The 21,267-nt window shown below is 60.9% G+C and carries 20 protein-coding genes and 1 riboswitch; of the genes, 9 read left to right on the plus strand and 11 right to left on the minus strand.

Annotated features, from left to right (window positions below):
* Nucleotides 1–351, plus strand: a complete 351-nt coding sequence (locus HX868_RS09250; protein ID WP_123474963.1) for a RidA family protein — start codon at nt 1–3, stop codon at nt 349–351.
* Nucleotides 352–376: 25 nt separating this feature from the next.
* A complete protein-coding gene (locus tag HX868_RS09255; protein WP_177002634.1) occupies nt 377–1,279 on the plus strand; it encodes a transporter substrate-binding domain-containing protein in 903 nt (300 codons plus the stop codon).
* A gap of 3 nt (nt 1,280–1,282) precedes the next feature.
* Here HX868_RS09255 and HX868_RS09260 read toward each other — a convergent pair whose 3' ends face one another.
* Both HX868_RS09260 and HX868_RS09265 read right to left on the minus strand, forming a co-directional pair.
* The gene (locus tag HX868_RS09260) at nt 1,283–2,002 is read right to left on the minus strand and encodes a 16S rRNA (uracil(1498)-N(3))-methyltransferase (protein ID WP_177002635.1); all 720 of its coding nucleotides are present in this window, start codon (nt 2,000–2,002) and stop codon (nt 1,283–1,285) included.
* 123 nt (nt 2,003–2,125) lie between these two features.
* Complete coding sequence (locus tag HX868_RS09265) at nt 2,126–3,532, minus strand: adenosylmethionine--8-amino-7-oxononanoate transaminase (protein WP_177002636.1); 1,407 nt, start codon at nt 3,530–3,532, stop codon at nt 2,126–2,128.
* 272 nt (nt 3,533–3,804) lie between these two features.
* Here HX868_RS09265 and HX868_RS09270 point away from each other — a divergent pair, with 272 nt between their 5' ends.
* Both HX868_RS09270 and HX868_RS09275 read left to right on the plus strand, forming a co-directional pair.
* Nucleotides 3,805–4,356, plus strand: a complete 552-nt coding sequence (locus tag HX868_RS09270; RefSeq protein WP_016976076.1) for a cytochrome b — start codon at nt 3,805–3,807, stop codon at nt 4,354–4,356.
* Between the two features lie 32 nt (nt 4,357–4,388).
* On the plus strand, nt 4,389–4,967 hold the full coding sequence (locus HX868_RS09275) for a YceI family protein (RefSeq protein ID WP_028618275.1): 579 nt from the start codon (nt 4,389–4,391) through the stop codon (nt 4,965–4,967).
* A gap of 159 nt (nt 4,968–5,126) precedes the next feature.
* On the opposite strand, the gene rhlE2 is transcribed toward HX868_RS09275, so the two are convergent.
* From rhlE2 to ahcY, 5 genes are all read right to left on the minus strand, one after another.
* On the minus strand, nt 5,127–7,013 hold the full coding sequence (rhlE2, locus tag HX868_RS09280; protein WP_016977731.1) for an RNA helicase RhlE2: 1,887 nt from the start codon (nt 7,011–7,013) through the stop codon (nt 5,127–5,129).
* Nucleotides 7,014–7,234: 221 nt separating this feature from the next.
* Nucleotides 7,235–8,026 carry a substrate-binding periplasmic protein gene (locus HX868_RS09285; RefSeq protein WP_177002637.1) on the minus strand — a complete coding sequence of 264 codons (792 nt, stop codon included), beginning with the start codon at nt 8,024–8,026 and terminating at the stop codon, nt 7,235–7,237.
* Between the two features lie 63 nt (nt 8,027–8,089).
* Nucleotides 8,090–9,172 (minus strand): hypothetical protein, encoded by a 1,083-nt coding sequence (locus tag HX868_RS09290; RefSeq protein WP_177002638.1) that lies wholly within the window; start codon nt 9,170–9,172, stop codon nt 8,090–8,092.
* An 81-nt stretch (nt 9,173–9,253) separates the two neighbouring features.
* A complete protein-coding gene (metF, locus tag HX868_RS09295) occupies nt 9,254–10,099 on the minus strand; it encodes a methylenetetrahydrofolate reductase [NAD(P)H] (RefSeq protein WP_177002639.1) in 846 nt (281 codons plus the stop codon).
* Between the two features lie 171 nt (nt 10,100–10,270).
* A complete protein-coding gene (ahcY, locus tag HX868_RS09300; protein ID WP_016977735.1) occupies nt 10,271–11,680 on the minus strand; it encodes an adenosylhomocysteinase in 1,410 nt (469 codons plus the stop codon).
* A gap of 21 nt (nt 11,681–11,701) precedes the next feature.
* Nucleotides 11,702–11,807, minus strand: a riboswitch (S-adenosyl-L-homocysteine riboswitch).
* A 198-nt stretch (nt 11,808–12,005) separates the two neighbouring features.
* On the opposite strand from ahcY, the gene HX868_RS09305 reads away from it, so the two are divergent.
* The 3 genes from HX868_RS09305 to HX868_RS09315 all read left to right on the plus strand — a co-directional run bounded on the left by HX868_RS09305 (nt 12,006) and on the right by HX868_RS09315 (nt 15,368).
* Entirely contained in the window at nt 12,006–12,398 is a 393-nt protein-coding gene (locus HX868_RS09305) for an acyl-CoA thioesterase (RefSeq protein ID WP_016977737.1), read from the plus strand.
* Between the two features lie 100 nt (nt 12,399–12,498).
* Nucleotides 12,499–14,409: a patatin-like phospholipase family protein gene (locus HX868_RS09310; protein ID WP_177002640.1), complete on the plus strand. Its 1,911-nt coding sequence runs from the start codon at nt 12,499–12,501 to the stop codon at nt 14,407–14,409.
* A 71-nt stretch (nt 14,410–14,480) separates the two neighbouring features.
* Nucleotides 14,481–15,368, plus strand: a complete 888-nt coding sequence (locus HX868_RS09315; protein WP_177002641.1) for a formate/nitrite transporter family protein — start codon at nt 14,481–14,483, stop codon at nt 15,366–15,368.
* On the opposite strand, the gene HX868_RS09320 is transcribed toward HX868_RS09315, so the two are convergent.
* Entirely contained in the window at nt 15,362–16,621 is a 1,260-nt protein-coding gene (locus HX868_RS09320; RefSeq protein ID WP_177002642.1) for a cation:proton antiporter, read from the minus strand. The genes HX868_RS09315 and HX868_RS09320 overlap by 7 nt on opposite strands.
* A 193-nt stretch (nt 16,622–16,814) precedes the next feature.
* Here HX868_RS09320 and HX868_RS09325 point away from each other — a divergent pair, with 193 nt between their 5' ends.
* Complete coding sequence (locus HX868_RS09325; RefSeq protein WP_095013837.1) at nt 16,815–17,201, plus strand: MAPEG family protein; 387 nt, start codon at nt 16,815–16,817, stop codon at nt 17,199–17,201.
* Nucleotides 17,202–17,315: 114 nt separating this feature from the next.
* Here the strand turns inward: HX868_RS09325 and mltA are convergent, their stop codons facing one another.
* Nucleotides 17,316–18,500: a murein transglycosylase A gene (mltA, locus tag HX868_RS09330; RefSeq protein WP_177002643.1), complete on the minus strand. Its 1,185-nt coding sequence runs from the start codon at nt 18,498–18,500 to the stop codon at nt 17,316–17,318.
* A gap of 129 nt (nt 18,501–18,629) precedes the next feature.
* On the opposite strand from mltA, the gene HX868_RS09335 reads away from it, so the two are divergent.
* Nucleotides 18,630–19,079, plus strand: coding sequence for a c-type cytochrome (locus HX868_RS09335; protein WP_177002644.1), 450 nt, complete (start codon nt 18,630–18,632; stop codon nt 19,077–19,079).
* Between the two features lie 6 nt (nt 19,080–19,085).
* Here HX868_RS09335 and HX868_RS09340 read toward each other — a convergent pair whose 3' ends face one another.
* Nucleotides 19,086–19,481: a DUF1090 domain-containing protein gene (locus tag HX868_RS09340; RefSeq protein WP_095013835.1), complete on the minus strand. Its 396-nt coding sequence runs from the start codon at nt 19,479–19,481 to the stop codon at nt 19,086–19,088.
* Nucleotides 19,482–19,520: 39 nt separating this feature from the next.
* Nucleotides 19,521–21,185, minus strand: a complete 1,665-nt coding sequence (gene ligB, locus HX868_RS09345) for an NAD-dependent DNA ligase LigB (RefSeq protein WP_177002645.1) — start codon at nt 21,183–21,185, stop codon at nt 19,521–19,523.
* Nucleotides 21,186–21,267: the final 82 nt, after the last annotated feature.

Raw genomic sequence — 21,267 nt, forward strand, 5'->3', positions numbered from 1 at the left:
ATGACCATCACCCGAATCAGCAGCAATGAACGCCTGAGTGGCGCGGCCATTTTCAAGGACCTGGTGTTTCTCTCGGGCCAAGTGCCCGGTGAAGGCCAGGATGTGGCCACGCAGACCCGCGAAGTGCTGGCCAAGATCGATGCGTTGTTGGCCCAGGCCGGCAGCGACAAAGACCACCTGCTCAACGCGACGATTTACCTGAAAGACATCGGGGCAGGTTTTGCGCCGATGAACGACGAGTGGTCAGCCTGGCTGTCGCCCGGCATGGCGCCGACGCGCACCACCCTGCAAGCAGAACTGGCGCGCCCGAGTGTGCTGGTGGAAATCAGTGTGATCGCTGTACGTAAGTAACTTCAAAGACCAACGGAGAATAACAATGAAAAAGATCCTGTTGACCGGCTGCACCTTGGGGCTTTTGTTCAGCGCACAGGCCTATGCGAATCAAGCGCCGCTGGACGGTGCGCTGGCCAAGATCGCCAGCGCCAAGTCCATAACCTTGGGCTATCGCGATGCGTCGGTGCCGTTTTCCTACGTGGGGGATCACAGTGGCAAGCCCATGGGCTATTCGGTGGAGCTGGCGAACAAGATCGTCGAGCGCATCCAGCAGAAAACCGGGGTGGCCACGCTCAATGTGAAGTACAACCTGGTGACTTCCCAGACCCGCATCCCGCTGGTGCAGAACGGCACCGTCGACTTGGAATGCGGCTCCACCGGCGTGACCGCCGAGCGGCAGAAGCAGGTGGCGTTTTCCTACGGGTTTATCTACGTGAAGGGGCAATTGCTCACGGCCAAGGACAGCGGCATCAAAGGCTTTCCCGACCTGGCAGGCAAGAACGTGGTGACCACCGCGGGCACCACCAACGAGCGCTTCCTCAAGAGTTACAACGCCGAGCACAAGACCAACATGTTCGTGATCAGCGCCAAGGACCACGGCGAAGCGTTCAAGATGCTCGAAACAGGCCGCGCTGTGGCGTTCTACATGGACGACGCGTTGCTCTACGGCGAGCGCGCCAAGGCCAAGGACCCACACAACTGGGTCGTGGTGGGCGAGGAGCAATCGCGGGAAATCTACAGTTGCATGGTGCGCAAGGACGACCCGCAGTTTCTGGCGGTGGTCAACGAAACTCTCGCCGACCTGTACCGCAGTGGCGAGATCAACGGGATTTACCAACGCTGGTTTGAACAGCCGATCCCGCCCAAGGGGCTGAACCTGGAATTTCCGATGACCAGCGAGCTTAAGGCGATCATTGCCAAGCCGGTCAGCGATCCCGTGGAGTAATCCCTAGAAGTCGCCCCACAATTGTTGGGCGACTGCCAACGCTACCACCGGCGCCGTCTCGGTACGCAGCACGCGCGGGCCGAGGCGGGCGGCGTGGTAGCCGACACCCTGGGCGGTGTCGACTTCGTTGTCGGTCAGCCCGCCCTCGGGTCCGATCAGAAACGCCAGGCTCGACGGCTTGGCGTGACTGACCATCGGCTCGGCCACCGGGTGCAGCACCAGCTTCAAGTCCGCTTCGGTCTGTTTCAACCAATCCGTCAGCAGCTGCGGTGGGTGAATCACCGGCACCGTGGAGCGCCCGCATTGCTCGCAGGCGCTGATCGCCACCTGGCGCCAGTGCAGCAGGCGTTTGTCGGCGCGTTCGTCCTTGAGGCGCACTTCGCAGCGCTCGCTGAAAATCGGCGTGATCGCATTGACGCCCAGTTCGGTCGCCTTCTGTATCGCCCAATCCATACGCTCGCCACGGGACAGGCCCTGGCCGAGGTGGATATGCAGCGGCGATTCGGCCTGGCCCGCAAAGCTTTCGGTGAGTTGCACGGTAACGCGTTTCTTGCCGACCTCCAGCAGGCTGCCCCGGAACTCCTGGCCGGAGCCGTCGAACAATTGCACGGCGTCACCTTCGCCCATGCGCAGCACACGGCTGATGTAGTGCGCCTGGGCTTCCGGCAATTCGTGATCGCCTATGCTCAGCGGGGTGTCGGTGAAAAAGCGGGACAGTCTCATTTCTGTTCTCTGGAAATAGGAGCGATGACAAACCTCTGTAGGAGCCGGCTTGCCGGCGATGGCGTCCTTAAGATCAACGCTGTTCTCAAGGGCCTCATCGCCGGCAAGCCGGCTCCTACAGGGTTAGCCTGGGTCGCGGAAATCGGGGTGGAAGTTTTCTGGCACGGCGACGCTGACCTTGCTGTTGGTGGCGATGTCGATGCCTTCGCTTGCTACCTCAGCCAAAAAGTCGATCTGCTCCGGCGTAATCACATAGGGCGGCAAGAAGTACACCACGCTGCCCAGAGGCCGCAACAGCGCGCCGCGCTCCAGGGCGTGCTCGAACACCTTCAGGCCACGGCGTTCCTGCCAGGGGTAGGCGGCCTTGGTGGCTTTGTCCTGGACCATCTCGATGGCCAGCACCATGCCGGTCTGGCGTACTTCCGACACATGCGGGTGGTCCACCAGGTGCGCGGTGGCGGTGGCCATGCGCTGGGCCAGGGCCTTGTTGTTCTCGATGACGTTGTCTTCTTCGAAGATATCCAGGGTCGCCAAGGCCGCCGCACACGCCAGCGGGTTGCCGGTGTAGCTGTGGGAATGCAGAAACGCTCGCAGGGTCGGGTAGTCGTCGTAGAACGCGTCGTACACGTCATCGGTGGTGACCACGGCGGCCAACGGCAGGTAACCGCCGGTGAGGGCCTTGGACAGGCACAGGAAGTCCGGTCGGATGCCGGCCTGCTCACAGGCGAACATGCTGCCGGTGCGACCGAAGCCTACGGCGATTTCGTCGTGTATCAAGTGCACGCCGTAGCGATCGCAGGCTTCGCGCAGCAATTTGAGATACACCGGGTGGTACATGCGCATGCCGCCGGCACCCTGGATCAGCGGTTCGATGATCACGGCGGCGACGCTGTCGTGGTGCTCGGCGAGGGTCTGTTCCATCACTTGGGCCATCGTGCGCGAGTGGTCTTCCCAGCTCACGCCTTCGGGGCGCAGGTAGCAATCGGGGCTCGGCACTTTGATGGTGTCGAGCAGCAGCGCCTTGTAGGTTTCGGTAAACAGCGGCACGTCGCCCACCGACATCGCGGCGATGGTTTCTCCGTGGTAGCTGTTGGTCAGGGTGACGAAGCGCTTTTTGTTCGGCAGGCCGCGGTTGAGCCAATAGTGGAAGCTCATCTTCAGCGCGACTTCGATGCAGGACGAGCCGTTGTCGGCATAGAAGCAGCGGGTCAGGCCTTCAGGCGTCATTTGCACCAGGCGCTCGGACAGCTCGATCACCGGCTGGTGGCTGAAACCGGCCAGGATCACATGTTCCAATTGGTCGACCTGGTCCTTGATGCGCTGGTTGATACGCGGGTTGGCGTGGCCAAACACGTTGACCCACCAGGAACTGACGGCATCGAGGTAGCGCTTGCCTTCGAAGTCTTCCAGCCACACGCCTTCACCGCGCTTGATCGGGATCAGCGGCAGTTGCTGGTGGTCTTTCATCTGGGTGCAGGGATGCCACAGCACCGCCAGGTCGCGTTGCATCCACTGGTTGTTCAAGCCCATCGGTGATCTCCTCGAAGCGGTCCTGCGGCGGGCGCAGGTAAAACAATCGCGCAAGCCTATGCAATGCATGGCTGTGTCACAAGCCATTACCTATGAATTGACGGTAAAGGCAGGACGGTCTGTCACGTTTCTTCTGGATAGTCCTTAATCCGATGTTAATTTACGCTTCATACCCTCAAGATCGTATTTCTCGATATTTCAAAGCGAAATTTTCCGCTTTAATTCGATAGGTAAATCGCTAGTCTTGGGCGCACTACTACGGGATTAAGTACATGCAGTTACGCAATTCACCGGCCCGCTATGGTTGGGTCAGCATGGTTTTGCACTGGGGCGTGGCCCTGGTGGTGTTTGGCTTGTTCGCCCTGGGTTTGTGGATGGTCGGTCTCGACTATTACAGCGCCTGGCGCAAAGACGCGCCGGATTTGCACAAGAGCATTGGCATCACGCTGTTCGCCATCATGCTGGTGCGTATTGTCTGGCGCCTGGTGAGCCCTCCGCCGCCACCGCTGGCCAGCTACAGCCGCATGACCCGTATCGGCGCTGCCTTCGGCCACGGGTTCCTGTATCTCGGGTTGTTTGCCGTGATGATCGCCGGTTACCTGATTTCCACCGCAGACGGTGTCGGTATCCCGGTGTTTGGCCTGTTTGAGATTCCTGCCGTGGTTTCCGGACTACCGGACCAGGCAGATAACGCCGGCCTGGTGCATCTGTACCTCGCTTGGGTGTTGGTGGTCTTCGCCGGCTTGCACGGCGTGGCTGCGTTGAAACACCACTTCATTGACCGTGATGCGACCCTGCTTCGTATGCTGGGCCGCAAAGCCTGATGTTCAACCTCGACTCACAAGGAATAGAACGCATGTTGAAAAAGACCCTCGCCGCTCTGGCAATCGGTACTGCCCTGCTGTCCGCAGGCCAAGTGATGGCTGCTGACTACAAGATCGACAAAGAAGGCCAGCACGCCTTCATCGACTGGAAAATCAGCCACCTGGGCTACAGCTTCATCCACGGTACCTTCAAGGACTGGGACGGCACCTTCAGCTGGGATGCCGCCAAGCCTGAGGCCAGCAAAATCGCGGTCGACGTGAAAACCGCCAGCCTGTGGTCCAACCACGCAGAACGTGACAAGCACATCGCCAGCAAAGATTTCCTGGACGTGGCCAAGTTCGCTGACGCCAAGTTTGTCTCCACCGCAGTCAAGTCCACCGGCGACAAAACCGCTGACGTGACCGGCGACCTGACCTTCCACGGCGTGACCAAGCCGGTGACCTTCAAGGCTACCTTCAACGGTGAGGGCAAAGACCCGTGGGGCGGCGAGCGTGCCGGCTTCAACGCCAAGACCACTGTCAACCTGAACGACTTCGGCATCAAAGGCCCAGGCCCGTCCTCGCAGACTGTGGACCTCGACATCTCGCTGGAAGGTGTTAAGACGAAGTAATGCTTCGTACGTAGGAGCCGGCTTGCCGGCGATGAGGCCCTTGAGGTTTGCAGTGACCCAATGACCGCTATCGCCGGCAAGCCGGCTCCTACAGTTTCAAAGCGCTAAAAAAATGCCCCGCATCTTTCGATGCGAGGCATTTTTTTTGGCGCTTTGAAACTAGCGGTTGCGGGTCAGCAGCGCTGGCTTTTCACCACGAGGACGGCCTGGCAGTTGATCCAACTGCTCGGGTGTCGGGAAGCGATCCGCTTTCGACTCCTTGTGGATGATCTTCGGCGCAGGGCCACCACGTGGATTCTGCACGGCCGGTTCGGACGAGCGAGGCTGGTCGTCACGGGCCGGACGGCGGTTGTTGCTGCGCGAGTCTTCGCGGCGCGCCTGGCCATCACGTGGAGCACCGTTACGCGGGCCGTTGCGCTTGGCGGGCGGCGTACCGGTGGTGCCGCCGCTGCTGTTGCGCGGGCCGTTCTGGCGACCACCTTGTGGCTGGCCGCCACGTGGAGCGCCTGCGCCTGCGCCCTGTGCCGGGGCACCTGGACGACGGCCACGGCCTTGGGCCGGTTTGGCCTGTGGCACGTAGTCGACGCGGTTACCGAAGTTATCCACGTCGTCGTCGAGGAATTCGTCCGGTGCACGGTCGGCAGCAGCGCGTGGCGGTTGGCTTGGCTGGCGCTGTTCGCGGGCTGGGGTGCCTTCACGTGGCTTTTGCTCGCGGGCTGGACGCTCGCCACGGCCATTTGTGGGCGCCTTTTCCTTGCCGCCTTTGTCTTTGCCCTTGTCGCGACGACCACCGCCACCACCGCCGCCGTTCGGGCCATCACCCTTCGGACCGCGTGGGTTGCGCGGGTTACGCACGTCCGGACGCTCGCGCGCTTCAGGCTTCTCGGCCTCAACGGCGCTGGCATCGAAGCCCATCAGGTCGCCGTCGGCGATTTTCTGTTTGGTCATGCGCTCGATGCTTTTCAGCAGTTTTTCTTCGTCCGGCGCAACCAGGGAGATGGCTTCACCCGAACGACCGGCACGGCCGGTGCGGCCGATACGGTGCACGTAATCTTCATCGACGTTCGGCAGCTCGAAGTTGACCACGTGTGGCAACTGATCGATATCCAGGCCGCGGGCGGCGATATCGGTGGCGACCAGGATGCGTACGGTGCCGGCCTTGAAGTCAGCCAGGGCCTTGGTGCGCGCGTTCTGGCTCTTGTTGCCGTGGATGGCGACGGCGGTGAGGCCGTGCTTGTCCAGGTACTCGGCCAGGCGGTTGGCGCCGTGCTTGGTACGGGTGAAGACCAGCACCTGTTCCCACGCGCCGGCGGTGATCAGGTGGGCCAGCAGCGCACGCTTGTGGCTGGCGGCCAGGCGGAACACACGTTGCTCGATACGCTCGACCGTGGTGTTCGGCGGCGTGACTTCGATGCGCTCCGGGTTGTGCAGCAGCTTGCCGGCCAGGGCAGTGATGTCCTGGGAGAACGTTGCAGAGAACAGCAGGTTCTGACGTTTGGCCGGCAGGCGGGCGAGGACCTTTTTCACGTCATGGACAAAGCCCATGTCGAGCATGCGGTCGGCTTCGTCCAGCACGAGGATTTCCACGTGGGACAAGTCGACGCTGCCTTGGCCACACAGGTCGAGCAAGCGACCAGGGCATGCCACCAGTACGTCGACGCCACGGGACATGGCCTGAACCTGTGGGTTCATGCCGACACCGCCGAAGATGCAGGCGCTGACGAACTTCAAGTCGCGGGCATACAGCTTGAAGCTGTCGTGCACCTGGGCGGCGAGTTCGCGGGTTGGGGTCAGGACCAGTACGCGTGGTTGGCGCGGGCCATGACGCTGGGATTTGTCCGGGTGACCGTTGGGGAACAACCGCTCCAGAATCGGGAGGGCGAAGCCGCCGGTTTTACCAGTACCTGTCTGAGCCGCAACCATCAGGTCGCGACCTTGCAACACGGCGGGAATGGCCCGCTGTTGCACCGGAGTAGGCTCGGTATAGCCCGCTGCCTCGATGGCGCGGACTAAAGCCTCGGAGAGACCGAGGGAAGCAAAGGACATGAGTAATCCTGTTTTAGTTAGGGCTTGGCCCAAAGGGATAATCTTGCCGGGCGTGAATGGCGCTTAGGGGAGCGCAACCCCGTCCGGTCCTGCTGCGTCTGGCGGGCACTCCACCGGCTCGCGCGGGCTGAAAGCTGCGCTGTAGCGGGGTTGGGTGCCTTTTTCAAGACCTCAGCGGCCGGGCGTGAGCCTGGCGGAAAGGCCGGAGTATAACAGAGCAATCACGGCGCGCTGCTTTCCTGCTGCTCAACGGTGCGTCCAGGTGCCGTAATTGTCTGGATTCCACCATATTTGGCACTCAAGGCGCTATAGGCCGGCTCTTGTTTGAAGCGCCTGAGCTCGGCCGCAAAGCGTTGCACCAGCAGGTCCATGCCCGCGCCACGGCGCACAGCGAGGAACTGCTGCTGGCGACTGATCACGACCGGCGCCTGGCTGACCTTACCCTCCAGCCCCAGCGCCTTGATCACATGCTGGCCCACGCGACGGTCGGTGATCAGCAGGTCGATACGGCCGAGCATCAACTTACCGAAGTTGGCCTCATGGCTGGGGGCCGGTTCGCGGTTGAAGAGGGTGGATTCAGTGAACCCGGCACCGTACAGGTAGCCCGGCGATGTGCCGACGGTAAGGCCGCGCAGGTCTTCGAGGCTTTGGGCGGGGTGGGGGCGCTCGTTGGCGTAGAACAGTACGAATTCCACCTCCGACAGCGGTTCGCTGGGGTACAGCAGCAAGGCGTCGCGCTCGTGGCTATGGAAAATATCCAGCGCTCCGTCGGCATGGCCTTGGTCGAGCATCGCCAGGCAGCGCTTCCAGGGCAGGAACTGCCATTGCACTTCCACGCCCAAGCGTTGGAACACGATCACCGTGGCTTCGTAGTCCAGCCCCTGCATGGTGCCCTGTTGTTCATACACGTAGGGCGCCCAGGGCTCGGTGACAATGCGCAGTTTCTCGCCGTAAGCGGCCAGGCTCAGGCAAGTAAAAAGGGCAGCGGTCACAAGCTTCAGAATGATGGGCATGCCCTGAGGTTACGATGCTCCTGCCTTAAAGAGAAGCTCTGGCACACGCATCTGCGGGCGATGTTATTTCGCCTCTGAGGTCATCAGGTGCTCATAGATAGCGGTGCGCCGCTCGCCGAGAATAAGACGCACCAGGGGGTTGGCGAACCAATGCTCCAGTTGGTGCGCGTCCACCGGGCATTTTTGGCGCTCTTCCTGGTTCTGCCGCGCCTTGTCCCACCAAACCGGGCCACAGGCCTGGTCGAATTCATTTTCGTGTTCGTAGCAGCCGTAGAGAATCTCGCGGATGAATTGCTGCTTGCGCTTGGGCAGTGCCAGGGTGATCAGCTTGTACATCAGGCGCTGCAGGCGCGGTGGGCGGGGCAGGTGGGCGGAAACCTTGCGTGTATCGGCCAGCGCCTCGGCGCTGATGGGCGCGGCGGCGTGCTTGGTGATCCACGCTTTGACCTTGGCGCGAAACAGCTGTTTGCGGCTCCAATAGTGGTGGATCAGGTCCGGGCACTGGCGCAGGTTGACTTGGCGGTACGCGGCCACCGACAGGCAGAATTCTTCCAGGGTGTAGGCACCTTGGGCCATTGGAAACAGCTCGTCCATCAGCTCGATCGACTGATCCAGCAGGTGCGCGTCCTGCCGGGCCATGCCCATGACGCCGGAGTTGAGCAGCCACATATCGTCGTCGGCGACACCCTTGTCCGCCAGGTATTCGGCCAGGGCTTCATACAGCACACTTTCGCAGTTGTCGCCGTATTTGGAGTGGAACGCGTTGCACAGCAAGGTGCCGGGGGCGACGCGTTCAAACAGCGCCATGGGCGAGTCGTGGAAAAACGTGTCCGTGTCGATCAGCAGCGCGCGTTCTGCGGTTTCGAGTACCTGGCGCAATAACACATGTTTGGTACGGAAATGGTAACCATGGGGCTCGCTCCAGCGTTTGCGCGTGGCATCGTCCAGTGTATGGACCTGCACCGGCAAGCCCGCGTAGGGCGTTGGGTTATCGCTGAACACCTGGATATCCAACGGCATGTTCTGTGTAGTGCCCAGATGCGCAAGTGCGCTGGCGATGCTGAATACCGCTTCCTGATGATAGGTCTCGGCGCCGAATACCAGGTAAACCAGCTGCGGGCGAGGAGTCGGGGATGCTGTATTCATTTACTGCTGGCTTCCATTCCGGGAGTGTTTGAACAAAAAAAGCCCCCGTATAAACGAGGGCCGGATGTAGCTGGAACGACCTCAGCGCGGCAGCTTGAGGTTGTTCCAGATAGCAAGGCTCGGCTCAGCCTGGTTCAGGGTATAGAAATGCAAGCCGGGTGCGCCACCTTGCAACAATTCTTCACACATTGTGGTGATGACCTGCTCGCCAAACGCCTGGATGCTCTTGACGTCGTCGCCATAGGCTTCCAGTTGCTTACGTACCCAGCGTGGGATCTCGGCACCGCAGGCGTCGGAGAAGCGCGCCAGCTTGCTGTAATTGGTGATCGGCATGATGCCTGGCACGATCGGGATATTCACGCCCATCGCCCGTACGCGCTCGACGAAATAGAAGTAGCTGTCGGCGTTGAAGAAGTACTGGGTGATCGCGCTGTCGGCGCCGGCGTTGGCCTTGCGCACGAAATTCTGCAGATCGTCTTCGAAACTATGTGCCTGGGGGTGCATCTCCGGATAAGCCGCCACTTCGATATGGAAGTGATCGCCGGTTTCTTCACGGATGAAGCTCACCAGGTCATTGGCGTGGCGCAACTCACCACTGGCCATGCCCATGCCGGACGGCAGGTCGCCGCGCAAGGCGACGATGCGCTTGATGCCAGCGGCCTTGTATTGGGTCAGCAGGCCGCGCAGGTCGGCCTTGCTGTCGCCCACGCACGACAAGTGCGGAGCGGCGGGAACTTTGACTTGGCTTTCCAGCTGCAACACGGTGTTGATCGTGCGGTCACGGGTCGAGCCGCCGGCGCCGTAAGTGCAGGAAAAGAAGTCGGGGTTGTAGCTGGCCAACTGGGTGGCCGTGGCCATCAGTTTTTCATGCCCAGCATCGGTCTTGGTCGGGAAGAACTCGAAGCTGTAGCGACGATCTTGGGACATGGTAATACCCTTGGAAACTCATAGGCCTGAAGGACATGCGCAATTCATGTAGGAGCTGGCTTGCCGGCGATGACGTCACCTTGGTTTGACTGAGCCACCGAGGCGCCTGCATCGCCGGCAAGCCAGCTCCTACAAGGGCCCGCCCCCAGAAGGAGGCGGGCAGCAGGCAAATCAGTAACGGTAAGCGTGCGGCTTGAACGGGCCTTCGACGGTCACGCCGATGTAGTCGGCCTGGGTCTTGGTCAGTTGAGTCACTACGCCGCCGAAGCCGCGGACCATTTCTAGGGCCACCTCTTCGTCGAGTTTCTTCGGCAATACTTCCACGGTCAGGCGCTCGGCCTTCTGGGCAGGCGACAGGTCGGCGTATTTCTGGCCGAACAGGAAGATCTGCGCCAGTACCTGGTTGGCGAACGAGCCGTCCATGATGCGGCTTGGGTGGCCAGTGGCGTTGCCCAGGTTAACCAGACGGCCTTCAGCCAGCAGGATCAGGTAGTCGTCGTTCTGTGGGTCGAAATCGCCAGCGCCGGTACGGTGAACCTTGTGAACCTGAGGCTTCACTTCTTCCCATGCCCAGTTCTTGCGCATGAAAGCGGTGTCGATTTCGTTGTCAAAGTGGCCGATGTTGCAGACAACAGCACGCTTCTTCAGGGCCTTGAGCATGTTCGCGTCGCAAACATTCACGTTACCGGTGGTGGTCACGATCAGGTCGATCTTGCCCAGCAGGGCCTTGTCGATGCTGGCTTCGGTGCCGTCGTTCTGGCCGTTGATGAACGGCGAAACCACTTCGAAACCGTCCATGCAGGCTTGCATGGCGCAGATCGGGTCAACTTCGGAGACTTTTACGATCATGCCTTCCTGACGCAGGGACTGGGACGAACCCTTGCCCACGTCACCGTAGCCGATCACCAGGGCTTGCTTGCCCGACAGCAGGTGGTCGGTACCGCGCTTGATGGCATCGTTCAGGCTGTGACGGCAGCCGTACTTGTTGTCGTTCTTGCTCTTGGTCACCGAGTCGTTGACGTTGATGGCCGGGATTTTCAGCTCGCCCTTGGCCAGCATGTCCAGCAGGCGGTGAACGCCAGTGGTGGTCTCTTCGGTCACACCGTGAACGCGGTCGAGGATCTGCGGGTACTTCTTGTGCAGCAGCTCGGTCAGGTCGCCGCCGTCGTCGAGGATCATGTTGGCATCCCATGGCGCGCCATCCTTGAGGATGGTTTGCTCCAGGCACCACTCGTACTCTTCTTCGGTCTCGCCTTTCCAGGCGAATACGGCGATACCGGCAGCGGCGATAGCGGCAGCGGCCTGGTCTTGAGTCGAGAAGATGTTGCAAGAGGACCAACGCACTTCGGCACCCAGGGCAACCAGGGTTTCGATCAGCACGGCAGTCTGGATGGTCATGTGGATGCAGCCGAGGATCTTCGCGCCTTTGAGCGGCTGCTCAGCGGCGTACTTGCGGCGCAGACCCATCAGGGCAGGCATTTCGGATTCGGCGATAAAGGTTTCGCGACGGCCCCAGGCAGCGAGGGACATGTCGGCGACTTTGTAGTCGTTGAAATCTGCAGGCGTGTTTACTGCGCTCATGAAGAGCCTCCATTCGTAGTGTGCGAATGGGCGCCGTTGTGCGTTTAGTATCCAACTGGCTAACCAGGCCGGACAACGCCCCATCCGAGCCTGACAGGTTGAACCTGCTGCAGCGCCCCTCGGACAGGTGGCGGGAGAACGGTATCAACTAGAGATGACCGTTTTGAAACGGCGCCGATTATAGCTGTGTGCGCCAGACTTCCCAAGCCTTTCCGTCGGCCATATGAAGATCGCTGATGGGGTTGATAGGCAATGGCGCATAGAGCTTGGGCCCAGGCTCTGCCATGATGTTGCCCATCATTCGGCAAGACGCTTTGGAGTGACCATGAACTTCCACACCCGCAAATGGGTAAAACCCGAAGACCTCAACCCCAACGGCACCCTGTTCGGTGGCAGCCTGCTGCGCTGGATCGACGAAGAAGCGGCGATCTACGCCATCGTCCAACTCGGCAACCAGCGCGTGGTGACCAAGTACATCTCCGAAATAAACTTTGTCAGCGCTTCGCGCCAGGGCGACATCATCGAATTGGGCATCACCGCCACCGAGTTTGGCCGTACTTCCATCACCCTGACGTGCGAAGTGCGCAACAAGATCACCCGCAAAAGCATCCTGACCGTGGAGAAAATGGTCTTCGTCAATCTTGGTGAAGACGGCTTGCCAGCGCCTCACGGGCGTACCGAGATCAAATACGTGAAGGATCAGTTTCAGGACGAGTAACCCCCGCGCGGGTTTGATTTGCTTTACCAAATCATTCAGCGCGGATCTTTCCCAGGAGCTCTCATCACTCAGGGCTACATCCTGAAGAGAGAGCCTGTGTATGAAAGTGTCCAGTTCGCCTGTCCAGATCCAACCCCTGTCACCTCGAAAAATCGACCAAGTCGTGAAGACGCCTCTGGTCGAAGGCGTAGGCCCACGCAAGTTGAGCCTTTATCGTCATAGCGATGGGCGAGTCGAGGTGGCAGTGTCACCGCCCGCGCCCAGTCATCTGGTGCTCAGCGGCGGCGGCGCCAAGGGCATCGCTTTTCCGGGGATGGTGCAGGCGCTGGACGAGGGCAAGAAGCTGCAAGGGGTGAAGGTGATTTCCGGCTCGTCCGCCGGGGCGATTTCCGCAACGCTGCTGGCCAGTGGTATGGACGCCAAGGCGTTCGGCGAGCTGTCGAACAGTATCGACCTGCCCAGCCTGCTCAACAGCAAAGACCCGGTGACGGCCTGGCTGCAAACGATCAGCACCAAACTTGGCCAACTTGCCGGGCGTCTGCCTGGCGCGGCCGGCAACATTTCCCAATTGTTGCTGACCATGCTGCCGCGCCTGCAAACCGAAGCGTCGCCCCTTGAAGAGATGATGCGCAATGAGTCGCGCAAATCTATCCTTGCCCATATCGCTGACATGCCCAGGGAAACCCGGCCCGCCGAAGTCATGAAGATTGCCGACAGGCTGAGCGCCGGTGGTGCGCCGACCTTTCGTGACCTTGACGTGTTGAGCCGCCATATTCCGGCGATCAAGCAACTCAACATCACCGGCACCGGCATGTTCGACGGCCGCCCGCAATTGGTGGTGTTCAACGCCAGCCTGACACCGGACATGGATATCGCCCGCGCCGCCCGTATTTCAGGCGCGCTGCCGGGGTTGTTCAAGAGCCCGCAAGAGCAAGGCCATGGGTTCCAGCAAGTGGCTGAGGTCACGGCTTTCCAGGACGGTGGGCTGCTCGCCAATACGCCCGCGCCTGGCGTGGTCGGGCAGCCACCGCCGCAAGGTCCGTTGAACCAGCCTGAGTCCTTGGTCGTCAAGTTTGAGTCCGAGGAAGCCACGCCGAAAAAAAGCGGCGGATTTATCAGCAGCATCGTCGACAAAATCACCGACACGCCACACTCGGCCGCCGAGGCGTATCAGGACGAACGGCTCAAAGCCTATGCCGACCAAACGGTGACCTTGCCGCTGAACACGGACAAAGGCGACTTTCGCGGCATGCTCAACGGCACCGTCAACTTCACCATGACGCCCGAGCAGAAAGAACACCTGCAGGCAAAGGCCCGTCAGGCGGTGGCGGTGCATCTGGAAAAACGCGGGGAGGTGCGTGAGCAATATCCGTTTGCTTCATTGGAGGACGCGATGCTGGCGATGGACGACGAGATGCTGGCCAGTGTGCAGGGTCAGTTGGCGAAAGATCCGGCGGCTGCCGATGTGCTGCTGTTTCGCAAGACTGCGTTGCAAGCGTTGCAGGCCTTGGACAGTGCGATTGCTGAAGCGAATCAAGCCAGCGCCTCGCTGAAGATCACGCCGAAGTTGGCGGCGGCATTGCGCAATCTCGATGTACTCGCCCGTCGGCCGGAGCACATCGAGTGGTTGGGGCGGCGGCTCAACGCGGCAGGGCAACACAATTTCCAGCAACTGTTGCAGGTGGCCGCCAAGCAAGACACGGCGTCCCCCCTGTCCAAAGTCGTGGCCAGTGGTGTGGCTGAAATGAAGCGGCGCGACATCGCGGTGAAAGCCGAGAACTTTACGCGTGAGGTCATCTACCCGTCGCTTTACCGCCCGGGCCAGCCACCGGCCAACGTCGAGCTGTTAAGACGGGCGGCACGTGACTTGGCGGATGCCAAGACACCACAGGCGTTCAACAACGTGCTCGACGGCATCGTCAAATACTACAAGGCGCGCAATAAACCCTGGAGTGTCCCGTTCAGCTCTTCCACTGTGGAAGCGGCCAAGGCCTGGCGCATCCCGGTTTAGTTGCCTGGCCACTGAACAGCCACCGTCGCGGCGTGTCGTAGCTACAGGCACCCCTCGGACTCTGGAACATCATGGCCACTCAAGCAGACGGCAAGACCCCCAACCTGTCGCAGGAAGAGCAGCAGGACGTCGACAAGAACCAGCCGCCTCGCGCGGCGGTTCTGCATGAAATCATCCGCACCCAGGGCGATCAGGAACTGGAGCGCAGCGTCGCCGCCTTGTGGTGGTCGGCGCTCGCCGCCGGGCTGACCATGGGGTTGTCGCTGATGGCCATGGGGTTGCTCAACTCGCGCCTGCCGGATGGCGAAGCCTTCAAGGTGATCGCCAGCTTTGGTTACTGCGCAGGCTTCCTGGCGGTGATCCTCGCGCGTCAGCAATTGTTCACCGAGAACACCTTGACGGCCGTACTGCCAGTGATGAGCAAGCCTACGCTGGGCAACGCCGGGCGACTATTGCGGCTATGGACGGTGGTGCTGGTGGGCAACCTGTGCGGCACTTTGCTGGTGGCTTATGTGATGCTGCACCTGCCGATATTCGACACCAAGACCGACCTGGCCTTCCTCGAAATCGGCCGTAAGATCATGGAGAACGACGCTGGCCAGATGTTCGCCAAGGGCATCGTCTCCGGCTGGATGATCGCCACCATGGTGTGGATGATTCCGTCCATGGAAAGCGCCAAGATGTGGATCATTATCCTCATCACTTACCTGATGGCTTTGGGCGACTTCACCCACATCGTTGTCGGCTCGGCCGAGGTTTCATACCTGGTGTTTGCCGGCGAGTTGCCGTGGAAGGACTTCTGGCTGGTATTCGCCGGGCCGACGCTGGCGGGCAATATCATTGGTGGCAGCTTTATCTTTGCGCTGATCAGCCATGCGCAAATCCGCAGCGAGGGCAGTTTGCCGGGTAAAAAGGCTGCGGACCCGAGGCATCCGCAGCCGATCGACAAGGATCAGTGAACGTCAGGCGCGGCCTGGGGCTCGTCCCGGGTCACGCGCTTGACCAGCTTGCCGATGCTCAACCCCTGCAACAGGATCGACGACAGTACCACGATGTAGGTGATGCTCAGCAGCAGGTCGCGCTCCGGGCCCAGTGGCAGGGCCAACGCCAGTGCCACCGAGACGCCGCCACGCAAACCGCCCCAAGTCAGGATGCGGATGGTGCCGCGTGGCACGGTGCGCCAACGCCGTAGCAGCAGAATTGCCGGAGCCACCGTCAGCAAGCGCGACAGCAGGATTGCCACGGCCAGCAGGCTGGCGGCGAATACATGCAGCCAATTGAACGGCAGCAGCAGCAGTTCCATGCCGATCAGCGCGAACAGCAGCGCATTGAGCATGTCGTCGAGCAACTCCCAAAAGCCATCGAGGTAGCGACGGGTCATGTCATTCATCGCCAGCTTGCGGCCCAGGTTGCCGATGATCAGACCGGCGACCACCATCGCAATCGGCGCAGAGACATGCAGTTCGGTGGCCATCGCCGAGCCGCCGATCACCAGGGCGAGGGTCAGCATTACTTCGATCTGGTGCTGCTCGATGCTCTTGATCATCAGGTAGACCAGGTAGCCGATCAGTCCGCCGAATACCACGCCGCCGATGGCTTCATGGGCGAATAGCATGGCCGTGGCGCCGACGGTCGGTGTTTCACCCAATTGAGCGATGCCCAGCAACACGGTGAAGACCACCACGGCGGTGCCATCGTTGAACAGCGACTCACCAACGATGGTGGTTTTCAGCGGTTTCGAGGCGTTGGCTGTACGCAGCACACCCAACACCGCGATCGGGTCGGTAGGCGAGATCAGTGCGCCGAAGAGCAGGCAGTAAAGGAAGCTCACATGCCAGCCGAACAGGGCGAAGATGTAGTACGCCAGGCTGCCGATCACTACGGTTGCGATCAGTACGCCGAAGGTTGCCAGCAGGCCTATGGGCCAGCGGTAGCTGCGCAGGTCGTTCAGGTTCACGTGCAGGGCGCCGGCGAACAGCAGGAACGACAGCATCCAGTTCATCAGCAAGTCGCCGAAGTCGATCTGGCCGATCAATTGCTGGATGCGCTCTTCCAGGCCTGGGTAACCGAGAACGCTCAACCCTTGCAGGATCAGCGAAAACACCAGGGCCGTGACCATCACACCGATGGTGGGTGGCAGGCCGATAAAGCGGAAGTTCACATAAGTGAGCAGGGTGGTGAGGCAAATAAAGGCGGCGACAAGTTCAAGCATCCGGGGTCCTTGGAAGTTGGGTGGCAGTGCATTGTTGGGGGGATGGACCGCGCCAGCGGTGCGATGTTGCAGGGCATTGGATAAAACGCCATAGAACCTTTGGGCGAGCCAGGGCTCATAGCGGGTGAGTGCGGTTTGGTATTTTTAGTGCTAAAACTCTAATCGCTGTTTAAAACTACAAAAGGAATGTGTGATGACGGTCGCTTTCTGGTGTGTGTTGATCGCAATTTTTCTACCTTACCTGTGCACAGGTGTGGCCAAGTTCAGCGGTGGCAAGTTCGGTCCACGGCAGAACCACGACCCTCGCGCTTTCCTGGACACCCTTGAAGGGTTTGCCAAGCGTGCCCACAGTGCCCAGCTCAACAGTTTTGAAGTCACGCCGGCCTTCGCGGCGGCAGTGATCATCGCGCACCTGGCGGGTACGGCCGAATTGGTGACCATCAATGTACTGGCTGTGCTGTTTATCACCAGCCGCCTGCTGTACATCATCTGCTACCTGGCAGACTGGGCGATGCTGCGTTCGCTGGTGTGGTTCGTGGGGATGGCGTTGATTGCGAGTTTCTTCTTTGTCTCGATGTAGGAGCGAGCTTGCTCGCGAAAAACGTCAACGATAACGCAGCGCTCTCTGGCAGCCCGTGTTGTCTATTCGGTCTTCGCGAGCAAGCTCGCTCCTACAGTGGGGTTTCAGCGAAGGTCAGTTCCCCGCAGGTGCATCCGGCACCTGGGGCAACGCTGCACCCTTTGGCCACAACATCCAGATCTGCCCCTGCTGCTTCATATTCCCGGCCAGTTCACCCGCCGCATCGCCGGTGCCCCAGAACAAATCTGCACGCACTTCACCGGTGATTGCGCCACCGGTGTCCTGTGCAGCGACGGGGCGTGCGATTGGCGATCCGTCGGGCTTGGTGGTCGACAGCCATAACAGGCTGCCCAGCGGAATCACCTTGCGATCCACCGCTACGCTGTAGCCGGCGGTCAATGGCACGTTCAAGGAGCCACGCGGGCCTTCGTTGCTGTCGGGGCGCGCGCTGAAGAACACATAGCTCGGGTTGCTCGCCAGCAGTTCCGGAATGCGTTGCGGGTGCGCCTTGGCCCAGGCGCTGATGGCGCCCATGGTCACGTCTTCTTTCTTCAACTCGCCTTGTTCAACCAGCCAGCGGCCGATCGGGCGGTAGGGGTAGCCGTTCTGGTCGCCATAACCGACACGCAGTTGGCGCCCGCCGGCCAGTTGGATGCGGCCCGAGCCCTGGATTTGCAAGAATTGCAGGTCCATCGGGTCCGTCAGCCAGGCAATCGGTTTGGCCGTGGAACCCTGACCGTTGATGGCGCTGGCATCGTCGTAAGGCTTGAGTACACGACCTTCCAGGCGACCGCGCAGGCGCTTGCCCTTGAGTTCGGGGTAGATACTTTCCAGGTTAACGATGATCAGGTCGTCCGGCACGCCGTATACCGGCACGTTGGCTTTGGCGGTTTTAGTCAGGCTGCCGGGGTAGACCGGTTCGTAGTAGCCGGTGATCAAGCCGTTGGGCGTGTTGTCGGCAGAGCGCAGGCCGAACACATCCAGCCGCTCCTTGAGGAAGCCCCGCACCGCCGCAGCATTAGCGGGCACGGTCGCAGCGGCTGCGCACGTCGCACCCCAGATCGGGTCCGCCTTGAGGCGTTGGCAGGCGCTGCGCCAGGATTCAAATCCCGCCAGCAAGTCGCTGTCGGACACCGCCGGCAAGGCTTCCCACGGCGCGTTGACATAAGTGGCGACGGCGTGAGGCTTGGGTGTTTCATCTTTGGCTGTTTCTTTTCCCGCGTCGCAGCCGGCCAGCAGTGCGATCATCGGCAGAGCCCACGCCAGGCGCCGGCTCCAGGGTTTCAAGGTGACATTCATACAAATACTTCCTGAAGCGGTTGCCCGCGTCGCAACGCTGCTGGGCAACCCTTATTATTAATAGGGCTATTGGTCTTTGCGGGCGGGGCGAGGATACTGGCCGCCGTTTCCCGTGACCTCGAAGCAACCATGACTTTTAAAAGACTGACTGTTGTATTGCTGGCCTGCCTGACACTGTCCGCCTGTGGCGGCGTAGACCCGAATTCGCCGCTGGGCCAGCGCAAGGCGATCTTCAAACAGATGCTCAAGACAGGCGAAGACCTGGGCGGCATGCTGCGCGGGCGCATCCCGTTCGACGGCGCTAAATTTGCCGAAGGCGCGGTCAAGTTGGACGCGTTGTCCCATGAGCCGTGGAAACATTTTCCGAGCGTACGCGAAGAAGATCACACCAGTGCCAAGGATGATGTCTGGCAGAAGCAGGCGCAATTCCAGCACCTGGCCCGCGACCTTGAAGCGGCCACCGGTGAATTGGTGACCATCAGCCAAGTGCAGCCTTACAAGGCCAGCAACCTGGGGCCGGCGGTGCAGAAAGTCGAAGATGCCTGCAGCGCCTGCCATAAGCTGTTCCGGGACCACTGACCGGTTTTACTGATCGAGTTCTTCCACCGCGTCCTGCAGTTCTTTGCGGGACTCGGCGAGTTTGTCCTTACGTTTGTTGATCTTGTCTGCGTCGCCTTTTTTCATGGCCTTGTCGAGGTCGGCCTGACGGCGGCTGACTTCATGCTTGGCATCCAGCACCTTGTTTTCGCGCTCCTTCTTCAAGGACGCGTCGGTGCAGTTGGCGGTGACTTCGCTCAGGGCTTTTTCCAGGCCGGCTTGCTGGGCGCTGTTGCCGTGGGCCTTGGCCTGTTCGATCTGGGCGCTGATGGCTTGGCGCTTGGCGGCGCAGCCGGTGAGCTGAGGCGCCTCTTCGGCGGCCAGCACGGGGGTCGCCATGAAGCTTGCCAAGGTCAACAGGGCAAAGGGTGCTAGAAATTTCATGTGGGGCTCCAAGGTCGTAATCTGATGGTCGGCTCGGGTTCAAAAACCGTCGATGCCGGCCACGTGTAATGTGTCTGCCAAGGCCTGTACTTGCGGGTCGCGGAAAAAAGCGCTCAGTTGCGCCGCACGGCCCGGGCCGATGCCATCAATGGCCAGCCAGGCCTGGGTGTCGCGCGCGACCAGCGTCTGCCAGTCGCCTTCCAGGTTGTTGCGTGCCGCAGGCGGTACGCCCAGGGCTTTGAGCCATTGAGCAAAGGACTGTTGCCGCGCGTTGTGGAGGCTTTCGAGCACGCGCGCGCGGCTGCGATCACCCAAGCCATCAATGTTAGCAAGCTCTGCCGCATCCAGGGTTAACCAATCGAGAAAGCCTGCGATTAGACCGGCCTGGATCAATATGTTCCAGGTCTCACGCCCTATATGGGGTAATGCAAGGCCTTGATTGCTGCTCAGCCAGGTCAGGCGTGCGAGTAACTGCTCTTCGCAGCCGGGGTCCAGTTGCCAGCAGCTCAAGGCATGATAGTCCCGTGGGTCAGGCACTTTCAGGTCTGCCCTATGAGGGTTTCGCAGGATGACTTCATCCAGTCGCGGGATCACCTGGCCCGCCAGGCTGATGGAGACCTGGTCGCCAGGGCGGATATCCAGCGCTTGCCAACGCTTCAATGAGCCGGTACTCACCCGGCTGATCTGCCGGTCATCCAACCGCACGGGTTCCAGCTCAAGCATGGGCGTGATGCGTCCGGTGCGTCCGATCTTGAATTGCACGTTGCGCACCAGTGCCAGGGCCTTGGCCGCCGGGTACTTCCAGGCCACCGCCCAATAAGGTTCACTGGCCTGCCAGCGTTGGGCGGGTGCGCGCTGCGCCTGGTGCAGCACCACCCCATCGCTGGCGAATGGCAATGGATGGTTGTACCAATAGGCGCGCCAGTGCGTGGCGTCGGCGATATCTCGGATGGGCTGACTGTAGCGTCGGCTATCGGTAAAACCCCAGCGTGCCAGTGTGGCCAGGCGCTCGGTAAACGAGTCAGGCCCCTCCGGCCACGCCCACACGAACAGGCCTATGCCGGCCGCGTCGGCGTCGCTCAGTTGCAGGCGGTTCATCAGCCCGGCCACCTTGCTGCGGGCATTGAGCCCGCCGTTTGCCGATTGCACATGGTCGTCGAGTCGCCAATAGAGTTCGCCTTGCAACACCAGGTCGATAGGCTCCGGCAGTTGCTGGACAATGCCGGGGATCTTGCGCGCGGACACTGACCAGTCGCGGCCCATCAAGCCGTCGCCCCGGCTGATGACGTGCCGCAGGCGGCCTCGTTGATAGACCAGGGTCACCGCCACGCCATCCACCTTGGGTTGAATCCATACCTCTTCGCGTGTTTGCAGCCAGGTACCGACCGCCTGTTCATCTGGCAGCTTCTCAAGACCCGTATGGGCAATGGGGTGAGCTCGGGTGCCGCGTGAACTCGCCAGTGGCTTGTCGGGTTTCGTGAGGGAATCGGGGAAACATTGGCGCCAGCGGGCCAGGCGTTGACGCGCCTGGTCATAGAGTTCGTCGCTGACGGGGGATTGGTTGAGGCGGTGGTAGCTGTCGTCCCACAAGCGTATCTGTTCGGCCAAGGTCTTGACCTGTGCCCGGTCTGCGTCGGGACACTCCTCGGCCCACGCCACGCTGGGTAAAATGCTGAGTAAAAGCGCTAGCAGTAAATGCATCATGAGCATCCTTGCTCGAAAAGGGTGCCCAGCCTAAATGATCCACTCAGGCACAAAAAAGCCCCGACGTTGCGGGGCTTTTTAC

Source organism: Pseudomonas reactans, from assembly GCF_013385825.1.
Taxonomy (GTDB): Bacteria; Pseudomonadota; Gammaproteobacteria; order Pseudomonadales; family Pseudomonadaceae; genus Aquipseudomonas; species Aquipseudomonas reactans.